The sequence below is a fragment of the Paenibacillus sp. genome (genome assembly GCF_031177825.1).
Lineage (GTDB): Bacteria > Bacillota > Bacilli > Paenibacillales > YIM-B00363 > Paenibacillus_AE.
In genome coordinates this window covers 1-18,998 of sequence record NZ_JAPSKE010000036.1, presented here as the reverse complement: position 1 = coordinate 18,998, position 18,998 = coordinate 1, and the positions used below count along the sequence as shown (strand labels likewise).

Genomic DNA, 18,998 nt, shown 5'->3' with positions numbered 1-18,998 from the left:
TGTCATGCCCGTCCCGCTCGATTCATATAAATAATTCGATGCATTGCATATCCATCCGAAACGCGAAGACGGGAGGGACTCTCGAATGTGGCAAGAGTTAGCGATCCCGTTCGGTCTCGGCTTCGCCGTCTTCCTGTTCGGTATGAAGGCGATGGAGATCGGGCTCCACGAATGGGCCGGACCGATCCTATCGGGCCTCATCCGCCGGTTTACGAGCACGCCGTTCCGCGGACTCGTCGCGGGCACGCTCGCGACGACCGTACTTCAATCGAGCGACGCGGTCACTGTCGTGACCATCGGCCTCGTTAACGCGGGCGTGCTCTCGTTCCGACAGACGCTCGGCATCGTGCTCGGCGCGAACGTCGGCGGCAGCATCACCGCGGATATGCTCGGCCTCGACATGTCCGCCGATGCGCTGCCGATGCTCGTCTGCGCCGGCGCAAGCTGGTTCGCCTGCCTCGCCGTCGAGCGGTTCCGCCCGTCCGCATCCCGCCTCGCCCGTGTGGCGCCGTCGCTTAGGCATCTGTCGCTGACGGTCTGCGGCTTCGCCTGCGTCCTGATCGGCATGGAACGAATGAACACGATCGTTCCCGTGCTGCAGTCGCGCGGATTGTTCGTCTGGTTTCTGGACATGTCCCAGCAGAGCATCGCGTGGGGGCTGCTCGCCGGCGCGCTCGTCACCGCCGTCATCCAGTCGAGCGCCGCGACGATCGCCGTTACGATGGGCCTCGCCAGCGTGCAGGCGGTCCCGATCGAGCTCGGCATCGCCATCGTGCTCGGCGCCAATATCGGCACCTGCTCCACGGCGCTGCTGGCCAGCCTCGGCGGTTCCAAGTCCGGCCGGTACGTCGCCTGGTCCCATATCGCGTTGAACCTCGGCGGCAGTCTGCTGTTCTTCCCGTTCATCGACCAGCTCGCCGCCTTGTCCGCCTTCTGGACCGAATCGCCCTACGACCAGATCGCGAGAGCCCAGACGATCTTCAACGTGCTCTGTTCGCTGATCGCCTTGCCGCTATGTTACCTCGGACTTAATAAGCTCCGGCCGCAGCGGATCCGCCCGTAACGATCGAGACGCCCGAGCTCGTGCCGAGCCGGTTCGCGCCGGCGAGAATCATCTTCACCGCCGCGTCGTAATCCCGCACGCCGCCGGACGCCTTCACGCCGACGGACGGGGAGACGCTCGCGCGCATCAGCTCGATATGCTCGACCGTCGCGCCGCCCGGCCCGAAGCCCGTCGACGTCTTCACGAAATGCGCGCCGGCCTCCTCCGACAGCACGCAGGCGATCTTGATCTGCTCCGGCGTCAGAAATCCCGTCTCGAAAATGACCTTCACGATGGCCTTGCCCCGGACGGCGTCGACGACGGCCTTCATGTCCGCGCGAACGTCGTCATGACGGCCTTCGAGCAGCCGACCGATCGACAGCACCATGTCGATCTCCTCCGCGCCCTGCTTCGCCGCCGTCGCGGCTTCGAACGCCTTCGCTTCGGAAGCGCCCGCGCCGAGCGGGAACCCGACGACCGCGGCTACCTTCACGCCGGTCCCCTCGAGCGCCTTGGCGCAATACGGCACCCACGCGCCGTTCACGCAGACGCTGTAGAAGCCGTGCGTCTTCGCTTCGTCGCACAGCTTCGAGATGTCCTTCGTCGTCGCGTCGGCCTTCAGGAACGTGTGGTCGATATACTTTTCGATATGTTTCACTTCAAAGCTCATGCTTCGTCCTCCTCGGTTCGAACCCCCAGCTTATGTAACGCGTTCCGTAAGATGGCATCGTTATTATCGTACCCCGAAGCTTTCTGTTTCTCCCATGCGTCGAGGGGCTCGTACCACGCGACGCCGCGAATCTCTTCGATTTGAGGTACCAGTTCGCCGCCGGACGCTTCGACGAGGTAGTAGTGCACTTCCTTGTCGATCATCCCTTTCTCCGGATGCTTGTACTGATATTGAATCAAGGCGAGCGGTCCCCGGATATCGCCCCGGATGCCGGTCTCCTCGAGAATTTCCCGCAACGCCGTCTGTTCGACGGTTTCCCCCGGCTCCATCTTGCCCTTCGGCAGCGACGTCCGTCCGTATCGGTCTTGAATCAATTGAATCTGAAGCTTGCCGCCGATCTTCCGATAGACGACTCCTCCGGCAGAAATTTCTTTCATCGGACTCACCTCTCATTACTAAGTTACGAAAAAGGAGAACCGCGCGCCGCACTCGAACGCCGTTCCCCTCCTTCGCCTTCTCCCGATTTAAAACGACGACGCCTTCGTCAGGCGCTCCGCCTCGATCGCGACGCCCTTGCATTCGTTGACGCCCGCTTCCGTCACGCGCACCTTCACCAGACGGCCGATCATCGACGGATCGCCCGGGAAGACGACCTGAATATAGTTGTCGGTGTACCCGCTAAGGAGCCCTTGTCCTTCGGCGCCCTTCGCTTCGCGTTCCGGAATGACCTCGAGCTCCCGGCCGACGAAGCGTTGGCCGTAGGCGAGCTGCATCTCCTCGGACAGGTCGATCAGCTTATGCACGCGCTCGTTCTTCAGCTCTTCGTCCACCTGATCCTCCATGCGCGCCGCCGGCGTACCGGTCCGCTTGGAGTAAGGGAAGACGTGCATCTCGGAAAATCCGATCTGCTTCATATACCGGAAGCCGTTCTCGAACATCTCGTCCGTCTCGCCGGGGAAGCCGACGATCACGTCCGTGGTGATGGCCACCTCCGGCCAGCGCTCCCGAATGCGCGCGATCCGCTCCGCGTACTCGGCGACCGTATACTTGCGGCGCATCCGCTTCAACACGGCATCGTCGCCCGCCTGCAGCGGCACGTGCAAGTGCCGGCAAAACTTGTTCGAGCTCATCAGCACGTCGATGACTTCGTCGGTGATCTGGCTCGCTTCGATGGAAGAAATTCGAAGTCTCTCCACGCCTTCGACCTTCGCGAGATCGCGAAGCAGCGCGGCGAAGTTGTAATCGTCCAAGTCTTCGCCGTATCCCGCCGTATGAATGCCCGTCAGGACGATTTCCTTGTACCCCGCCTCGACCAGCATCCGCGCTTGCTTGACGACGCTCTCCGGCTCCCGGGAGCGCAGCAAGCCGCGCGACCACGGAATGATGCAGAACGTACAGAAGTTGTTGCAGCCCTCTTGAATCTTCAAGAACGCGCGCGTCCGATCCGCGAAATCCGGCACGTCGAGCTCTTCGAACTGCCGCGTCTTCATAATGTTCCGCACCGCGTTGATCGGCTCTCGATCGGCGCGCACGTGATTGACGAGCTCGATGATCTCGCCCCGCCCCTGCGTGCCGATGACGAGATCGACGCCGGGAATCGCGAGAATTTCCGCCGGCGACGTCTGCGCGTAGCAGCCCGTCACCGCGATGACCGCGTCCGGATTACGCCGTACGGCGCGGCGGATGATTTGTCGGCTCTTCTTGTCGCCCGTGTTCGTGACGGTACACGTATTGATCACGTAGACGTCCGCCGTTTGCGATTCGAAGTCGACCTGCTCGTAGCCGTCGTTCTTGAACAACTGCCAGATCGCCTCGGTATCGTAGAAATTTACTTTACAACCTAACGTATGGAACGCCACAGTTGGCATCTTTTCTTTTATCCTCCCATCTCCCCGGACTCGTACAGGATGCAGGCCGCCGCGACCAAGCCTGCCGTCTCGGTGCGCAGAATGCGCCGCCCGAGGCTTACGGCGACGCAGCCGCGCCGTTCGGCTTCCGCCGCTTCTTCTTCGGTAAAGCCGCCTTCGGGCCCTACGATGACAAGCACCGGTCCGCGCGCCGGATCGAGCTTCGCTTCGCGAAGCGCGTCCTTCAGCTGCCGGCCGCTCTCCTTCTCGTAGCACAACAAAGCGAGCTGCGCCCGCTCGGCGGCCGAGAGCACGTCGCTCCAACGCATGGCGTCGCGCACGTCGGGCACCTTGCTCCGATGCGCCTGCTCGGCCGCTTCCTTGGCGATCTTCCGCCAGCGGTCGAGCCGCTTCGCTTCCTTCTTCGCGTCGTATTGCACGATCGTGCGCGCCGAAGCGAACGGCAGGAACGCGGTCGCGCCGATCTCGGTCCCCTTCTGGATGACCGTCTCGAGCTTATCGCCCTTCGGCAGGCTTTGCGCGATCCAGACGTCGAGCTTCGGCTCGCCCTCCATCGGACGTTCCTCCAGCAGCTTTAGCAGCACGTTCTCCTTGTACAGCTCTACGACTTCCGCGAGACATTCGCGGTTCGCCCCGTCGCTGACGATCACCTTGTCTCCCGGGGCGGCGCGCATGACGCGCATCAAATGATGGGCGTCGTCGCCGCGAACGATCGCTTTGTCCTCGAGCATATTGTCCGGCGTCACGAAATATCTTTGCATTCCGCTGTCTTCACTCCAGTTTACATCGTTTCCGCATCGTTTTCCAACCGTGTCGGCTCCGCCAATATTACCCTCCGAAGACGTACACCCAATCGATATTCGCGCCGAACAGCGCGGACATGAAGGCGAGCAGCGCGTGGCGCCAGACGACGACCTGACCCAGAATCGGGCCGAGCGTTACGTTGAACACCGGCGTGATGAAGACGATCAGGAGGAAGATGTATACGCCCCAAGCCTCGTACTTCATCATTTGCAAACGCAGCCGCAGCGGCGCGAGGTCTTCGACGATCCGATACCCGTCCAATGGCGGCAGCGGGATCAAGTTAAAGATGAATAACAACATATTGATGTGAACGAGATAGAAAAAGATAAGTCCGACCGCCCGATACAACCCGGGCGACGCGGCGTCCAACGCCCCCGTCGCGAAGAGGCCGTATGCGGCCGCTGCCGAGACGATCGCGACGACGAGGTTGCTGAGCGGTCCGACCGCGGACACGACGATGCTCATCAACCTCGGATTTTTGAAGTTGGAACGATTGACCGGCACGGGCCGGGCCCAGCCGAACCCGAGGAACAAGATGAAGAGCAGGCCCAGCAAGCTGACGTGCGGCATCGGATTAAGCGTCACCCGTCCGAGCTTTTGTGCCGTCGGATCGCCGAACCGATACGCGGTCGCGGCGTGAGCGAACTCGTGCACCGTGAAGGCGATCACGATCGCGAGAAACAGAAACGGCAGATGTTCCGGTTCGAACGGCAATCGGAAGTCCATCGGTTACCTCTTTCTCGCGACGAGCGCAACCCAACCGTTCTCCTCGCTTCGGCTCTCCATCGCGAAGCCGGCCCGCGTAAGCGCCTCGGTCACAAGGTCTTCCTTGCTCGTAATGATGCCGGACGCGACGTAGGCGCCTCCCGTCTCCAACGCTTGGTAGACGTCGTCCGCGAACGTCGCGATAATCTCGGCGAGAATGTTCGCGACGACGACCTGCACGGGCAGTTTCACCGGCGACGCCTCGGTCATCTTCAACGCGCCGAGCAGATCGCTAAGCTGGACTGTAATCCGATCTTCGAGACGGTTGAGCTTGGCGTTCTCCTTCGCGCTCGATACCGCCACCGGATCGAGGTCGAGCGCAAGCACGTGCTCCGCGCCGAGGCGGATCGCCGTGACGGCGAGAATGCCGGATCCGGTGCCGACGTCGATCACATGATCTCCCGGCTTCACGACCGTCTCGAGCGTGCGCATGCATAGCGCCGTCGTCGCGTGCGTGCCCGTGCCGAACGCCATGCCCGGGTCCAGCTCGATAATCGTCTCGTGCGGCTTCGGCTCGTACGTCTCCCACGTCGGCTTAATGACGAGGCGATCCGATACGTGCGTCGGCTTGAAATATTGCTTCCACGCCTCCGCCCACGCCTCCTCCTGGATGGACGCCAACGATAACTCTCCGCGACCGGGGTTCAGTCCGAAGGAAGGCAAATTCGCGAGCAGTGCTCTTACGCCCGCTTGAATCGCTTCCATATCCGTATCCTCTCCGAAATACGCCTGCATGACCGCGTCTCCCTCCGGGATATCGTTCAGCGGCTTCTCGTACCACTGTCCGAGCGACGTGTCGCGCTTGCGCTCGAGCGTTCCGGATTCTTCGATGGAGACGCCGCCGGCGCCTTGCGCGTGCAGCCAATCGGCGATCGCTTCCGTCGCTTCTTCGGTCGTATATATCGTAAGCTCGTGCCATAACATATCCCTACTCACCGCTTTCCGTTCGCTGTTTCTTCTTTATTATCTGAACCATTTTACCGAAAACGCCGCCTAAATACAAAAAAGCGCATTTTGACTCGCGCAAAAGACATCCATTTTTTATTTATGTCGCTTATAATGGTATAAATAGCCTGTACGAAAGGGGGATACGATCATGCACAAAGACGAACCCGATTCCGGAATTACGCTGCTGCGTTCCGGCGAAGGGTTGGAACGGGTCACCTTGAAGGGGTTGGAGCTGCGACTTCTGGCCTCGGGGGACGGCACGGAATTGATTTTACATAAGCTATCGGCGGGATCGCATTGGGGACTTAGTCCGGCGGACGGGTGGACAGCCCTGGAAGGGTTGTTCATGATCTCGGGGCGGCTGCGTTGGACCGGAGGCGCGGGCGACAAGCGATTGCTGCAGGCGGGCGATTTCCTCTCGGCTTCTCCGGTGTTGAAGGAAGCCGTCTTCGTCGCGGAGACCGACGTCGAGTTTCTATATTGCTCCTCCCAACCGGTGTTCCATCATTACAGCAATCAAATTCGCGAATTGATGAGTCTCGCCGTCGATATCGAGCAAAAGGATGGATACACAGCGGACCATTGCCATAGAATCATGCGGCTATCGATGATGCTCGGAGAGACGATGGCGCTGTCCTCCACGGAGCTCGCTTACTTGAATTTCGGATCGTTCCTGCACGACGTCGGAAAAATCAAAGTGCCCGACTCGATTCTCGGCAAGCCCGGCAAGCTGACGGACGAGGAATGGCGCGTCATGCGTCTGCACCCGACGTTCGGAAGGCAGATGCTGCACGAGACCGGACTGCCCAGCCTGCTGTCGGCGGGTCCGATCGTAGAACAGCATCACGAGCGATTCGACGGTTCGGGATATCCCCTCCGACTGAAAGCTTCCGAGATCTCCCTCGCTTCGGCGATCGTGGCGGTGGTCGATTCTTACGACGCGCTCACGACCAATCGAGTGTACCGTCCCGGCATCCCGAAGGCGGAAGCGCTCGACGAGATCGACCGGAGCCGCAAGACGTACCACCCGGAAGCCGTCGAAGCGCTGTTCCTGAATGCGGATCGGCTCGACGGTTAGTTCGACGAACGACGAACGCGCCCGCTTCCCTCTCGCTGAAGAGGGCTGCGGGCGCGTTCTTTGCGCTATAACGTATCGATTAATACATCGGAAGCGGCGGATCGATTGCGGCTACATGTTGGTCGTTCACGTACAGATTGACGTAGAAATAATCGAGCTCCAGTCCCGTCGTGTTGCCCAACAAGCTATGTACGCCTTCTTGAAGCTGGTACGTCGTCTCTCCCGTGCCGGTCAACGGCTGTACGACCTTGCCGAGCAACGACGAGTTCAAACGGATGTTGATGTCGTAAGCGGATTTGTGCGCCGCCGAAGCGGACATCGCCATTACGGCTTGAGCGACGATCGCGGCTCCCAAGAGTAACGCAATTTTCTTCTTCATCTTCCATTCCTCCCATGAAATAAAAATAAACGCCATCCCAGGGGATAGCGTCCAAATCGACGTATATCTCTTGGGAACCCGGCTGCCGTTGCTTACGCGGTAGGCCCGTGGCTTTGCGTCTCCGACTTTCGCCGGATTTGCCCTTTTACAAAAGTTATACGTCTAGTATATACCAAACTTAGGTATTATGGAATAGGTATTTCGGGGTTGTCTGCAATCGATTTCTGCGCTTTCCTAGGAATTTTACCGGAACAGCGCATTCGTCTTTTGCGACAGCTCGTCGAGCAGCTTCGCCGCGAGCTTCAGCCCCTCTTCCTTCCCGAGCAGGAATTGCGCCTTCGCCGCGTGATCGGCTTTCACCCGCGAGATCGATTCCGCTTCTTGCGCCAGCAGCCCGCTCAATACGTTCAGTTGAAGCTGACCCAGATTTCTCTCCAACGCCCGTTCTCTTTCTCGATTTACGTCTCGGTCGGCCTGTCGTTCGACGAAGTCGTCGATGTCCGACTCCATGAATCGTTCCGCCGTTCTTAGAACGTCGGCGTACGTCTTCGTCCGGTTTTCCTCCATTCGAAGCGGATGTCTCGCATGGCGAATCAAAAACCGGCACAGCAATTCGTCGTGGTTCGCCCTTCGATTATGCAACAGCGAGTATTCGCCCTCGAAATGCCCTTCGTTCTCGACGAATCTTCCAAGCGCCGTGTACTGACGGCAATCGGTACAATAGAGCAAAAATTCGCGCACGGTTTCTCACCCGACTCGCGAAGAACGGATGCGCCGGTTTACATATCGTGATCGGCCGGCGTCGGACTCGATTTCTTCGGCTCCGGCTTGTCGCTGACGACGGCCTCCGTCGTGAGCAATATCGCGGCGACCGAGGCGGCGTTCTGCAGCGCCGATCGCGTCACCTTCGCCGGATCGACGATGCCGCTCTCGATCATATTCACCCATTCGCCCGTGGCCGCGTTGTAGCCGACTCCGACCGGTTCGCGCTTCATGCGTTCGACGACGACAGAGCCGTCCACGCCGGCGTTCTGAGCGATCGCGCGAAGCGGCGCCTCCAGGGCGCGCAGCACGATTCTGACGCCGGTCGCCTCGTCCTCGACATCCGTCTTAAGCGATTCCACGGCCTTGACGACATTCGCGAGCGCGACGCCTCCGCCCGAGACGATGCCTTCTTCGACCGCCGCTCTCGTCGCGTTCAACGCGTCTTCGATGCGCAGCTTTTTCTCCTTCAACTCCGTCTCCGTAGCGGCGCCCACCTTCACGACGGCGACGCCGCCCGAGAGCTTCGCGAGGCGCTCCTGCAGCTTCTCGCGGTCGAAATCCGACGTCGTCTCCTCGATTTGCTTCTTAATCTGCTGCACGCGCGCGTCGATGTCTTGCTTCGCGCCTCCGCCGTCGACGATCGTCGTCGACTCCTTCGCGACGCGGACCTGACGCGCCGTCCCGAGCTGGTCGAGCTCCGCGCTCTTCAGCTCCAAGCCGAGCTCTTGCGTTATCGTCTGCCCGCCGGCGAGCGTCGCGATGTCCTGAAGCATCGCCTTGCGGCGATCGCCGAAGCCCGGCGCCTTCACGGCGACGCAGGTGAACGTGCCGCGCAGCTTGTTGACGACGAGCGTCGCGAGCGCCTCGCCCTCGACGTCCTCGGCAATCAGGAGCAGCGGCTTGCCCGTCTTCATCACCTTCTCGAGCACCGGCAGCAGCTCTTGGACGTTCGACACCTTCTTGTCGGTGATCAGAATGTAAGGGTTGTCCAGCACCGCTTCCATCTTATCGGAGTCGGTCACCATGTACGGCGATATGTAGCCGCGATCGAACTGCATACCCTCTACGGTTTCGAGCTCGGTCGTGAACCCCTTCGACTCTTCCACTGTAATGACGCCGTCCCTGCCGACTGCCTCCATCGCCTCCGCGATCATACGGCCGATCTCTTCGTCCGCCGCCGAGATGGAGGCGACCTGCGCGATCTCCGCCTTCGTCTCGACCGCCTTCGAGATGTTCCGGATTTCTTCGACGGCGACGCGCACCGCCTTCTCGATGCCGCGACGGATGCCGATCGGATTCGCGCCGGAGGTCACGTTCTTGAGGCCTTCGCGAATCATCGCTTGCGCCAGCACCGTCGCCGTCGTCGTGCCGTCGCCCGCGACGTCGTTCGTCTTCGTGGCGACCTCCTTCACGAGCTTCGCGCCCATGTTCTCGAACGGGTCTTCCAGCTCGATCTCCTTCGCGATCGTAACCCCGTCGTTCGTGATGAGGGGGGATCCGAATTTCTTCTCGAGCACGACGTTGCGCCCTTTCGGCCCGAGCGTCACCTTCACCGCGTCGGCCAGCGTGTCGACGCCGCGCAGCATTTTCTGACGAGACGTTTCGCTGAATACAATCTGTTTAGCCATTGTGGACCAGCTCCTTTTCCTTCGAAGGCTCCAGAATGCCTAACACATCGGATTCTCTCATAATGAGCAGTTCTTTCTGCTCGTACTTGATTTCGGTGCCTGCGTATTTGTTATAGAGCACCAGATCGCCGACCTTCACGTCCGGCGAAATCGTCTTGCCGTTCTCGACCCGCCCTCGGCCGACGGCCGCGACCACGCCGCGCATCGGCTTCTCCTTCGCCTTCTCCGGTAGCACGATGCCGCTCTCGGTTCGGTCCTCCTGTTTCAGGGGTTCAACTACGACACGGTCGCCTAGAGGCTTCAACATCGACTTTGCCCTCCTAAAAAAGGTGATATTTTGTTAGCAGTCTCACCGATAGAGTGCCAACAATTACTAATATACTAATTTTTTTCTCCGCTTCAACGTCGATGCAGCGGCAAGGGCGGCGATCAAGGGCGATTTTACGGAAATAGCTTGTCCCTTTGCTCCGCCGCTGTAAAAATGGCCGGTTTTCTCCGCCGCTCGACGAAAAAAAACCGCGAGATCGGGATCTCGCGGGGTTTTTCGGAATCCGCATGGATCGGATCGCGGACTACATGGCCTCGATCGTAAGATGATGCTTGCGAAATACCGCAAGCATGGCGGCTTTCGCCTCGGCCTCGTCCGGTCCGTGGATCTCCAGCGCGTAGCTCTGAGACCCCAACAACGTCAAGCTTAACCCCAGGATGCTCTTGACGTCGATAACCTTCTCGTCCCATCGCAGTACGATGCTGGATCGGAAACGGTTCGCCTCCTTGTTGATGTCCACGATCGTCCGCGTTTCGATTCCGCTCATACAAGCACCTCCGAAGAAAAATTTATCGCGGCCGACGGCGCGCCACGCCGTCTTCGATCGCCGCAGCCATGACTGCGTCCTTCACCCGATCCGCCACCGATTGGTTGAACACGCTCGGGATAATATAGTGCTCGTTCAATTCTTCGCTCGTTACGACGGAGGCGATCGCTTGCGCAGCGGCCAATTTCATTCGTTCCGTCACGCGCGAAGCTCTGCAATTGAGCACCCCCCGGAACAGCCCCGGGAAGCACAACACGTTATTGATCTGATTAGGGTAATCGGATCGCCCGGTCGCCATGACGCGCACGTACCCTTCCGCCTCCTCCGGCGAAATTTCCGGCGTCGGGTTCGCCATGGCGAAGACGATCGGATCCGGAGCCATTCGTTTCACGTCCTCCGGCTTCAACGCGCCCGGACCGGATACGCCGATGAATATATCCGCGCCGTCGATGACGTCCGACAACGATCCGGTTTCCCCGTTCGGATTCGTATGCTCCGCATACCAGCTCCAAGCGCCATGCGCGTAAGGTTTCCCGCGAACGAGCGCGCCGTCCCGATCGACTCCGATGATGTTTCGTACGCCCGCCGCAAGCAAAATTTTCGTGCAGGCGATGCCCGCCGCGCCGACGCCGCAGAGGACGACCTTGCAATCCTCCAACCGCTTCCGCACGACCTTCACGGCATTATACAACCCCGCCAGCAGAACGACGGCCGTACCGTGTTGATCGTCGTGAAAGACGGGAATATCCAGCTCTTGCGTCAACCGTTCCTCGATCTCGAAGCAGCGCGGCGACGAGATGTCTTCCAGGTTGATGCCGCCGAACGCAGGCGCGATCAGCTTAATGGTTCGAATAATCTCCTCGGTATCCTGCGTGTCCAAGCAGATCGGGAAGGCGTCCACGCCCGCCAGTTGTTTAAACAGCATCGCTTTCCCTTCCATGACGGGCATGGCGGCCAGCGGACCGATATTTCCGAGTCCGAGCACCGCCGAACCGTCGGATACGACGGCGATCGTGTTTCGCTTGATCGTCAGCGAGTGCGCGCGGCTCGGTTGTTCATGGATCGCGGTGCACACGCGCGCGACGCCCGGCGTATAGACGCGGGATAAATCGTCGCGCGTCTTAATGGCGATTTTCGGCGTCACCTCGATTTTACCGCCGAGATGCAGCAGGAACGTCTGGTCGGACACCTGCAGGACTTGTACGCCGTCCATATCGTTCAAAACCCGTTCGATCGTCTTGCTTTGTTGAGCATCCATGACGTTCACCGTAATATCGCGAACGGTCGTCGTTCGTCCCGGCCGATTCACGTCGACGGCGACGATGTCGCCGCCCGCTTCCCCGATCGCTGTCGCGATGTTACCGAACGTCGCCTTCTCCTTGTCGATTTCCAATCTCAATACGATCGTGGTGCTTGCGCTAGTTGGACTCGCCATGTTTCAAAACCCCTTTTTACCAAATATGCTGCGCCAAAGAGATGACCGCCGTCACCGTGATGCAACTGATTGCAGTGGTGACCGCCACCAATTGGGCGGCCAGCTCCGGACTTCGGCCGTATTCCAAAGCGATCAACGAACTATTCCGGGAAACCGGGTAAGCGCTGGCCATGAATAACGCTTGAGCGAAGACGCCGTCCCAGCCGAAACCGCGGATCAGCGCGAACGCGACGGCCGGCGCGAGCAGCAACCGTCCGATCGTGCCCAGCAGGACCGATCGCCCCAGGCTTACCGCTTGAACGTTCGCCAGCTGCGCTCCGAGCGTCAACAAGGCGATCGCGAAGAACGCATCCGATACCCCCTCGACGGGCTCCCATAGGATCGCCGGGATTCGAACGTCCAGCATTCGAAGGGCCGCCGCCCCCAGCATCGCATAGATGACCGGAAGCCGAACGGTATGAACGGCAAGGGCCGCCGCAAGCTGTTTGCCTTTGCCGGGGATCATTCGGAACGTGCCGAAGGTGTACGTGAACACATTTTGAATCACGGAAATGATGACCTGTACGGACACGCCGAGCGGATGCTGCGCGAATACGAGCTCGCTGACGGGCAACCCGTAATTTCCTTGGTTGCTTAGGATGAAGCTGTTCTGGACGACGTCCGCGTCTTCCTTCCCGACGCGAACCGCCTTGACCGCCGCGGCGGAGAGAACGCTGACCGTCGCGTTCAACAACAACCAGAAACCGATCGTCGCTCCGGCAAGCGCCGCGTCGATCGAGCTGTCATATAGCTTTACGAAGCATACCGCCGGCAACAAATAAATATTTAATACCTTAGACAACGTTCCCATATCCAAGCGGAACCGTCGTTGCAAGAAAGCGCCTAGCCCGGCCAACAGGAAGAACGGAACCATCACCTCTTGCACGATCAGGGCCAAGACGCTCATGCTTCTTCGCTCACAATGACATTCTTGCCTCTGCTCTTCAGTAGGAGCGGCACGACCATCCAAAGCATGGCGATCGCTAAAAACAAGACCGAAACCGGCTTCTGAAGGAAAATCATGAAGTCGCCGTTGGAAATCGTCAGCGCGCGCCTCAAGTTGGTTTCGATCATCGGTCCGAGCACGAGTCCCAACACGAGCGGGGCGATCGGGAAATCGTGCTTCGATAAGAAATATCCGACGACGCCGCATCCGATCAAGAGCACCAGATCGAACGTCGTAAACTGCACCGCATATACGCCGAAGATCGAGATCGCGATAATGATCGGCAGCAAATATTTGGCCGGCGTGTCGATAATTTTCGCGAAAATTTTCACGAGCGGCATGTTCAGCACGAGCAGCATCAAGTTGCCGATAAACATGCTGGCGATCAGCCCCCAAGCGATCGTCGGATGATCCGTGAATAACAGCGGACCCGGTTGGACGTTGTACATGATCAGCGCGCCCATTAAGATCGCCGTCGTGCCCGAACCGGGGATGCCCAGGGTCAGCAGCGGAATCAACGCTCCGCCCGACGCCCCGTTATTCGCCGATTCCGGCGCGGCGACGCCTTCGATGGCGCCTTGGCCGAACTTCTTCGGATGTTTGCTGATTTTTTTCTCTAGAATGTAAGAGAAGAACGAAGCGAGCGTCGCGCCCGCGCCCGGCAAGATGCCGATGAAGAAGCCTAAGATCGAGCCTCGCAAAATCGGACCGCCGCTGTCCCTTATATCCTGCCTCGTCGGCAGGATGCGTCCGACCTTCGCGATCGTACCCCCGCCCTTTTCTCGTTCCAAAATCGTCTTAAACACTTCCCCGAGCGCGAACAAACCGACCGCTACCGTCAAAAACTCCAATCCGGAGTATAACACCGGAATGTCGTACGTAAAGCGGGCCACCCCGGACACGTTGTCGATCCCGATCGTCGCGAGCAGCAGCCCGAGCACCGTCATCAGAAGCGCCTTCGTCATCGACTTTCCGGCGAGACCGCTGACCGCGCACAAGCCCAATAACATGAGCGAAAAGTATTCCGCCGGCCCGAACGACAACGCGACGGCCGACAACGGCTGCGCCAGCGCCACGAGTCCGACGAGCGCCACGATGCCGGCGACGAAGGAGCCGATCGCCGCGATCGCGAGCGCCGAGCCGGCTCGCCCTTGCCGCGCGAGCTGGTAGCCGTCCAGCGCGGTTACGACCGACGACGACTCCCCTGGCGTATTCAGAAGAATCGACGTCGTCGACCCGCCGTACATGGCGCCGTAGTAGACGCCGGCCAACAGGATGATGGCGCTGGCCGCCGCGGATTCCGGGTCCTGGCCAGCGGTCAGCGACGCGGTGACCGGGATGAGGAGCGCCACCCCGCTCATCGGTCCGATGCCCGGCAGCACGCCGACCGCCGTCCCGATCAGCACGCCGACGAAGGCGAAGACGAGATTATGCCATTGCAGCGCTTCGGCGAAGCCGTTCATTAAAAATTGGATCGTATCCACTCTCTATCCCTCCTTTTCTCTCTGTTTACCGGAACCAGACCGGGAGGCCCGGCAGCGAGCCTTCCAGCACGACGACGAATAAGAGATACACCCCGAACGCGAAAGCGGCGGCAATGGCCAAGCTCTTCCACAGCGTCCCCTTCTCCATCACCTGAAAACTAAACGCCAGGAACGCGAAGGTCGTAATTAAATAACCGAGCGGTTGCAGCAGCATCGCATATAGCAGCGCCGCCCCCAAAATCATAAGAAAACGCTTATGATCGAGTTTGACCGAAGGAGCGCCTTCTTCTTTGGGATACCGGAACGTTTCATAAAACAATCGGACGCATAGCAGCATCAGAACAATGCCGAGCCCCATCGGAAACAGGTTCGGACCGACGTTGCTCCCGTACGCGCTTTCCGAAATCCGCCCGCTCTCCGTAACGAAGGCCGCCCCAAGGACGAACAGCGCGACGCTGACGATCCGGCTGAACGTATTGCTCATGAAGGAAACCTCCTCTCTAAGGTGAAAAAGGAGAGAAGGGGATCCCCCTTCTCTCGGCCGGCAGCATCGTTATTTCGACATACCGAGCGCGGATAACAACTCTTGCACCAACTTGTCCTGTTCGTTAAGGAACGCCGCGAACGCTTCGGCATCTTTATAATCGCTTTCCCATGCGTTCGCTTGCAGTTCGGACTTCCAACCCTCTGCATCGGTGAGCGCTTTGAGCTTCTTCGACCAGAACGTCTTCGCGTCGTCGGACATCTCTTTCGGGCCGAACACGCCGCGCCAAATTAAAAATTCCGCTTCGACGCCCTGCTCCTTGAACGTCTTCAGCTCGCCGAGCTCGCCGCCCAGCCGTTCCGGCGCGCTAATCCCGAGCACCTTCACCTTCCCGGCCTTCAAGTACTCGCCTACGCCGGACACGTCCGTCGCGATGACGTCGGCCGACCCGCCAAGCAGCGCGGCGACCGCTTCGCCACCGCCGTCGTACGACACATACTTCACTTGCTTCGGATCGATGCCGTATTTGAAGGCAGGCAGCACGGCGATCAGGTGGTCCATCGAGCCCGGAGCCGATCCGCCGGCCACGGTGATCGACGTAGGATCGGCTTTGATCGCTTCCAGCAAGCTCGGAAGATCGTTATACGGCGAATCCGCGCCGACGACGATCGCTCCGAAATCTTTCGTCAATTGCGCGAGAGGCGTCGTATCCTTGAACCCGTAAGGGCTGTTCCCTTCCTTCTTGTTATGGTTGATCAAAATCGGCGGCGAATTGACGAACAGCTTGTAATCGTTTTTCGCGTCCGCCGTCGCGTATTCCGCCATGAATACGGCGCCGCCGCCGCCCGGTTTATTTTCGACCGTGATCGATTTTTCAACGAGCTTCGTTTCGCTTAACACCTTCGCGACCGAGCGAGCCGTCTTATCCCAGCCGCCGCCCGCACCGGACGGCGCTACGATCGTAATCGCCCGCTCCGGATAGGCGCTGCCGCCGCCGGCGCCTCCCGTCGAACATGCGGTGAGCGTTGCGACTAAAGCGCTTGCAATTAGGAGTGCAGGTATCGTTTTGGAAAACCGTTTTTTCATGGTTGGACCCCCTGGACCAGATGATTACGCCGGAATGAAAGCGCTCACTTACTGTACCAAAAAAAAATGACCGCTCCTAGTTTGCGGTCATAAACGGCATTAACGTCTTTTCGTTCCTTTTGTTCATAAAATTCACGGCTTTGCGACGTACCTTCGCTCCGGCCTTCCGATCGTGCCGTAGTTCAGCTGCGCGGCGAGCCTTTTTTGCGATACGAGGTATTCCAAATATCTGCGCGAGGTGGAACGGCTGAGCCCGGTATTGCCGCTCACCGATTCCGCCGTAACGCCCTCCGGTCCGGAGAGACGAATGCTTTCCATCACCTTCTCCAACGTTAGCGGGTCGATTCCTTTGGGCATCGCTTCGCCCGATTCCCGAAGCGCTGCGCCCGTCGCCGCCCCCGTTCCCTGCCACAGCCGTTCGATCTGCTCCGAGGACAGCCGGGTGCTTCCCCGCAGATGCGCCCGCGCCTCGCGATACCGGTCCAGACTGCTCTTGAAGCGTTCATAGGTAAGCGGCTTCATGATGAAATCGAATACGCCGCCGTGCATCGCATGCTTCACGACATCCGTCTCCGACGCGGCGGTGATCATAATAATATCCGTATCGAAGTTTTCGCTCCGGATAAACCGTACGAGATCGATTCCCAACATATCAGGTAGATAGACGTCCAATAACACCAGGTTCGGCTTGACGACGCTTAACCAATCCTTGGCTTCCTCTCCGGTCGACGCCGTCGCCACGATTCGGAATCCTTCGTTCTTCTCCGTAAATCGGCGATGAATTTCCGCGATCCGCAGATCGTCCTCGACGATCAGCACCTCAATAGGCGGTTCTTGATTCGGATTCATTTCCCTGCCGTCCTTCCTTCGGTATCGCTACGACAAAACGAGCGCCGCCCCATTCGCCTTCCTCTACGGAGACGGTGCCTCCCAACTGCTTAGTAAGCTCCGCGACTCTCGTTAAACCGAAGCCGCGTTTTCCGTGTTTCGCTTCCTTCGTTGTAAACCCGAGCTCGAATAGGTGCGGCATATCCTCCTCGGCGATTCCCGGACCGGAATCTTCAACCTCAAGCAGCAGATCGTCACCGAGATCGAGCAAGAAAATTCGTACCTTGCGGTCGGCTTCGTCGTTCCTCCCGACCGCTTCGAACGCGTTCGTGACCAAATTGCCGAGAATCGAAACGACGGCCTCGCTTCGGATTCGAGCCGGCAGCTTCTTCAGCGAACTCTCCCGGTCCAACGTCAAATCGACCTTCAACTCCCTGGAACGGTTTACAAAACCAAGCAAGATGCCGCCCACCGCCGGGTCGCGAATCCGGTCCGTAATCGCCTGGATCCAGTCCTGCGTATCGCTCGATTCTTTATGGATCAGTTCCAACGCTTCGTCATAAGCTCCTAACTGAATGAGGCCCGAGACGGTATATAGAAAGTTATTATACTCATGGGTTTGCGCCCGGAGCGCTTCCGTATAACGTTTGACTTGGGACAATTCCTCAGTCAGCTGATCGATCTCCGATTTTAAGCGGAAGCTGGATACGACGCCGATCACCTCTCCTCCGGATTTCACGGGGATCCGGTTGGCGATGATCGTTTTCCCGCCCAAGTCGCTCTCCTGATCCAGTTGGCGCTCCCCGGTGCGCAGCACTTCGAGCAATTCGCCGTTCGGCACGTACTCGATCACGGGTTGTCCGATCATATTTTTCCCCTTGGGCACCGACAAGATGTTTCGGGCCGTCTGATTAAGCAGTTCGATGTTTCCGTCCTTATTCACGACCATAATGCCTTCGCGGATCGATTGGATGACGGTATCCCTAATTTGATACAGCGACGAAATTTCTTCCGGCTCGAGTCCGAACATCGTTCGCTTGATATTTCTCGCCAGCAGCATGGCGCCCGCGATGCCGACGAACAAGCCCGCCCCCGCGACCCAAGCGATCCTTTTCCCGTAGTCGATCGTCATTTGACGAATATCCTCCAACAGAAATCCGACCGATACGATGCCGATGACGTTCCCGGCTTCGTCGCGAATAGGGACTTTCCCCCGAAGCGACAAGCCGAGCGATCCCCTTGCCACCGACGTATAGGATTCCCCATGCAGCAGCGCGCGATCGTTGTCGCCGCCGACCATCTCTTTCCCGATGCGAGACGGGATCGGATGAGAATAACGGATGCCCTCGGCGTTGCCGACGACGATAAATTCGGCTTCCGTAAGGATGCGAATGCGCTCAACGAACGGTTGAATCGTCGCTGACGGATCTTCTTCTTTGAATCCATGAAGCACTTCCGGAGATGCCGCGACCTGAGAAGCGATATGAAGCGCGCGACTGCCGATTTCTTCCTCGACCGTGCGGGACACGGAATAATAAGTCAGGATGCCGATTTGAACGATAAGCAGTAAAACAAGGAACACTGTAAACCATGCGATTCTTCGCTGCAGCGTCCACCCGGACCGCGGCGTTTTTTTCATATCGCAGTACCTCCTCTCCGCTGATTCTTCCTCATATTTCCTTATTCGGTATAATCGTCACATGGATTTTTCCCTGTTTCCGCCGCTGCGATGCTTCCCCGCACGGCGACCGACAGCTTCTTCCAATGCAAAAACACCTCCGATCGGCTAAGCGAATCGGAGGCGTTCTTGTTATGTCGGCTTGGCGACGTCCTACTCTCCCGGGACCCTGCGGTCCAAGTACCATCGGCGCTGGAAGGCTTAACGTTCGTGTTCGGGATGGGTACGCGTGGTTCCCTTCCGCCATTATCACCAA

20 protein-coding genes, 1 rRNA gene and 1 riboswitch are annotated in these 18,998 nt (G+C 59.0%); of the genes, 2 read left to right on the top strand and 19 right to left on the bottom strand.

All coding sequences use genetic code 11. From position 1 onward, the window contains the following. Nucleotides 1-85: 85 nt before the first annotated feature. Nucleotides 86-1,063, top strand: a complete 978-nt coding sequence (locus RIN49_RS25940) for a Na/Pi cotransporter family protein (RefSeq protein ID WP_309123033.1) — start codon at nucleotides 86-88, stop codon at nucleotides 1,061-1,063. Here RIN49_RS25940 and deoC read toward each other — a convergent pair. The 6 genes from deoC to prmA form a co-directional block, all read right to left on the bottom strand. Next, the gene (deoC, locus tag RIN49_RS25935; RefSeq protein WP_309123032.1) at nucleotides 1,029-1,712 is read right to left on the bottom strand and encodes a deoxyribose-phosphate aldolase; all 684 of its coding nucleotides are present in this window, start codon (nucleotides 1,710-1,712) and stop codon (nucleotides 1,029-1,031) included. The genes RIN49_RS25940 and deoC overlap by 35 nt on opposite strands. After that, nucleotides 1,709-2,149 (bottom strand): NUDIX hydrolase, encoded by a 441-nt coding sequence (locus tag RIN49_RS25930; RefSeq protein ID WP_309123031.1) that lies wholly within the window; start codon nucleotides 2,147-2,149, stop codon nucleotides 1,709-1,711. Before RIN49_RS25930 ends, deoC begins: the two co-directional genes overlap by 4 nt. 87 nt (nucleotides 2,150-2,236) lie before the next feature. Then, a complete protein-coding gene (gene mtaB / locus RIN49_RS25925; protein ID WP_309123030.1) occupies nucleotides 2,237-3,580 on the bottom strand; it encodes a tRNA (N(6)-L-threonylcarbamoyladenosine(37)-C(2))-methylthiotransferase MtaB in 1,344 nt (447 codons plus the stop codon). Between the two features lie 8 nt (nucleotides 3,581-3,588). Continuing rightward, the gene (locus RIN49_RS25920; protein WP_309123029.1) at nucleotides 3,589-4,341 is read right to left on the bottom strand and encodes a 16S rRNA (uracil(1498)-N(3))-methyltransferase; all 753 of its coding nucleotides are present in this window, start codon (nucleotides 4,339-4,341) and stop codon (nucleotides 3,589-3,591) included. Nucleotides 4,342-4,408: 67 nt separating this feature from the next. Continuing rightward, on the bottom strand, nucleotides 4,409-5,110 hold the full coding sequence (locus RIN49_RS25915) for a site-2 protease family protein (RefSeq protein ID WP_309123028.1): 702 nt from the start codon (nucleotides 5,108-5,110) through the stop codon (nucleotides 4,409-4,411). Nucleotides 5,111-5,113: 3 nt separating this feature from the next. After that, on the bottom strand, nucleotides 5,114-6,073 hold the full coding sequence (prmA, locus tag RIN49_RS25910; RefSeq protein ID WP_309123027.1) for a 50S ribosomal protein L11 methyltransferase: 960 nt from the start codon (nucleotides 6,071-6,073) through the stop codon (nucleotides 5,114-5,116). Between the two features lie 172 nt (nucleotides 6,074-6,245). Between prmA and RIN49_RS25905 the strand changes: the two genes are divergently transcribed. Next, the gene (locus tag RIN49_RS25905) at nucleotides 6,246-7,175 is read left to right on the top strand and encodes an HD domain-containing phosphohydrolase (protein WP_309123026.1); all 930 of its coding nucleotides are present in this window, start codon (nucleotides 6,246-6,248) and stop codon (nucleotides 7,173-7,175) included. A gap of 79 nt (nucleotides 7,176-7,254) precedes the next feature. On the opposite strand, the gene RIN49_RS25900 is transcribed toward RIN49_RS25905, so the two are convergent. The 13 genes from RIN49_RS25900 to rrf all read right to left on the bottom strand — a co-directional run bounded on the left by RIN49_RS25900 (nucleotide 7,255) and on the right by rrf (nucleotide 18,998). Beyond that, nucleotides 7,255-7,554 (bottom strand): hypothetical protein, encoded by a 300-nt coding sequence (locus tag RIN49_RS25900; RefSeq protein WP_309123025.1) that lies wholly within the window; start codon nucleotides 7,552-7,554, stop codon nucleotides 7,255-7,257. A gap of 69 nt (nucleotides 7,555-7,623) precedes the next feature. Continuing rightward, a riboswitch (cyclic di-GMP riboswitch) is annotated at nucleotides 7,624-7,706 on the bottom strand. Nucleotides 7,707-7,797: 91 nt separating this feature from the next. After that, entirely contained in the window at nucleotides 7,798-8,295 is a 498-nt protein-coding gene (locus tag RIN49_RS25895; protein ID WP_309123024.1) for a hypothetical protein, read from the bottom strand. A 38-nt stretch (nucleotides 8,296-8,333) separates the two neighbouring features. After that, entirely contained in the window at nucleotides 8,334-9,947 is a 1,614-nt protein-coding gene (gene groL, locus RIN49_RS25890; RefSeq protein WP_309123023.1) for a chaperonin GroEL, read from the bottom strand. Further along, complete coding sequence (groES, locus tag RIN49_RS25885) at nucleotides 9,940-10,254, bottom strand: co-chaperone GroES (protein WP_309123022.1); 315 nt, start codon at nucleotides 10,252-10,254, stop codon at nucleotides 9,940-9,942. Before groES ends, groL begins: the two co-directional genes overlap by 8 nt. A 265-nt stretch (nucleotides 10,255-10,519) precedes the next feature. Beyond that, complete coding sequence (locus RIN49_RS25880) at nucleotides 10,520-10,762, bottom strand: HPr family phosphocarrier protein (protein WP_309123021.1); 243 nt, start codon at nucleotides 10,760-10,762, stop codon at nucleotides 10,520-10,522. A gap of 22 nt (nucleotides 10,763-10,784) precedes the next feature. Then, nucleotides 10,785-12,197 (bottom strand): NAD-dependent malic enzyme, encoded by a 1,413-nt coding sequence (locus RIN49_RS25875; protein ID WP_309123020.1) that lies wholly within the window; start codon nucleotides 12,195-12,197, stop codon nucleotides 10,785-10,787. Between the two features lie 16 nt (nucleotides 12,198-12,213). Next, complete coding sequence (locus tag RIN49_RS25870) at nucleotides 12,214-13,143, bottom strand: AEC family transporter (RefSeq protein WP_309123019.1); 930 nt, start codon at nucleotides 13,141-13,143, stop codon at nucleotides 12,214-12,216. After that, entirely contained in the window at nucleotides 13,140-14,666 is a 1,527-nt protein-coding gene (locus tag RIN49_RS25865; RefSeq protein WP_309123018.1) for a tripartite tricarboxylate transporter permease, read from the bottom strand. Before RIN49_RS25865 ends, RIN49_RS25870 begins: the two co-directional genes overlap by 4 nt. Nucleotides 14,667-14,691: 25 nt before the next feature. Further along, nucleotides 14,692-15,150 carry a tripartite tricarboxylate transporter TctB family protein gene (locus RIN49_RS25860; RefSeq protein ID WP_309123017.1) on the bottom strand — a complete coding sequence of 153 codons (459 nt, stop codon included), beginning with the start codon at nucleotides 15,148-15,150 and terminating at the stop codon, nucleotides 14,692-14,694. Nucleotides 15,151-15,219: 69 nt separating this feature from the next. Next, nucleotides 15,220-16,236, bottom strand: coding sequence for a Bug family tripartite tricarboxylate transporter substrate binding protein (locus RIN49_RS25855; protein ID WP_309123016.1), 1,017 nt, complete (start codon nucleotides 16,234-16,236; stop codon nucleotides 15,220-15,222). Between the two features lie 132 nt (nucleotides 16,237-16,368). Further along, on the bottom strand, nucleotides 16,369-17,085 hold the full coding sequence (locus RIN49_RS25850) for a response regulator (RefSeq protein WP_309123015.1): 717 nt from the start codon (nucleotides 17,083-17,085) through the stop codon (nucleotides 16,369-16,371). Next, entirely contained in the window at nucleotides 17,057-18,703 is a 1,647-nt protein-coding gene (locus tag RIN49_RS25845) for an ATP-binding protein (RefSeq protein ID WP_309123014.1), read from the bottom strand. Before RIN49_RS25845 ends, RIN49_RS25850 begins: the two co-directional genes overlap by 29 nt. 179 nt (nucleotides 18,704-18,882) lie before the next feature. After that, nucleotides 18,883-18,998, bottom strand: a 5S ribosomal RNA gene (rrf, locus tag RIN49_RS25840).

What these genes read in the sequence shown, in the direction of transcription:
- RIN49_RS25940 (WP_309123033.1), top strand. Translation starts at nt 86, where the DNA reads ATGTGGCAAGAGTTAGCGATCCCGTTCGGTCTCGGCTTCGCCGTCTTC.
- deoC (WP_309123032.1), bottom strand. Translation starts at nt 1,712, where the DNA reads ATGAGCTTTGAAGTGAAACATATCGAAAAGTATATCGACCACACGTTC.
- RIN49_RS25930 (WP_309123031.1), bottom strand. Translation starts at nt 2,149, where the DNA reads ATGAAAGAAATTTCTGCCGGAGGAGTCGTCTATCGGAAGATCGGCGGC.
- mtaB (WP_309123030.1), bottom strand. Translation starts at nt 3,580, where the DNA reads ATGCCAACTGTGGCGTTCCATACGTTAGGTTGTAAAGTAAATTTCTAC.
- RIN49_RS25920 (WP_309123029.1), bottom strand. Translation starts at nt 4,341, where the DNA reads ATGCAAAGATATTTCGTGACGCCGGACAATATGCTCGAGGACAAAGCG.
- RIN49_RS25915 (WP_309123028.1), bottom strand. Translation starts at nt 5,110, where the DNA reads ATGGACTTCCGATTGCCGTTCGAACCGGAACATCTGCCGTTTCTGTTT.
- prmA (WP_309123027.1), bottom strand. Translation starts at nt 6,073, where the DNA reads ATGTTATGGCACGAGCTTACGATATATACGACCGAAGAAGCGACGGAA.
- RIN49_RS25905 (WP_309123026.1), top strand. Translation starts at nt 6,246, where the DNA reads ATGCACAAAGACGAACCCGATTCCGGAATTACGCTGCTGCGTTCCGGC.
- RIN49_RS25900 (WP_309123025.1), bottom strand. Translation starts at nt 7,554, where the DNA reads ATGAAGAAGAAAATTGCGTTACTCTTGGGAGCCGCGATCGTCGCTCAA.
- groL (WP_309123023.1), bottom strand. Translation starts at nt 9,947, where the DNA reads ATGGCTAAACAGATTGTATTCAGCGAAACGTCTCGTCAGAAAATGCTG.
- groES (WP_309123022.1), bottom strand. Translation starts at nt 10,254, where the DNA reads ATGTTGAAGCCTCTAGGCGACCGTGTCGTAGTTGAACCCCTGAAACAG.
- RIN49_RS25880 (WP_309123021.1), bottom strand. Translation starts at nt 10,762, where the DNA reads ATGAGCGGAATCGAAACGCGGACGATCGTGGACATCAACAAGGAGGCG.
- RIN49_RS25875 (WP_309123020.1), bottom strand. Translation starts at nt 12,197, where the DNA reads ATGGCGAGTCCAACTAGCGCAAGCACCACGATCGTATTGAGATTGGAA.
- RIN49_RS25870 (WP_309123019.1), bottom strand. Translation starts at nt 13,143, where the DNA reads ATGAGCGTCTTGGCCCTGATCGTGCAAGAGGTGATGGTTCCGTTCTTC.
- RIN49_RS25860 (WP_309123017.1), bottom strand. Translation starts at nt 15,150, where the DNA reads ATGAGCAATACGTTCAGCCGGATCGTCAGCGTCGCGCTGTTCGTCCTT.
- RIN49_RS25855 (WP_309123016.1), bottom strand. Translation starts at nt 16,236, where the DNA reads ATGAAAAAACGGTTTTCCAAAACGATACCTGCACTCCTAATTGCAAGC.
- RIN49_RS25850 (WP_309123015.1), bottom strand. Translation starts at nt 17,085, where the DNA reads ATGAATCCGAATCAAGAACCGCCTATTGAGGTGCTGATCGTCGAGGAC.
- RIN49_RS25845 (WP_309123014.1), bottom strand. Translation starts at nt 18,703, where the DNA reads ATGAAAAAAACGCCGCGGTCCGGGTGGACGCTGCAGCGAAGAATCGCA.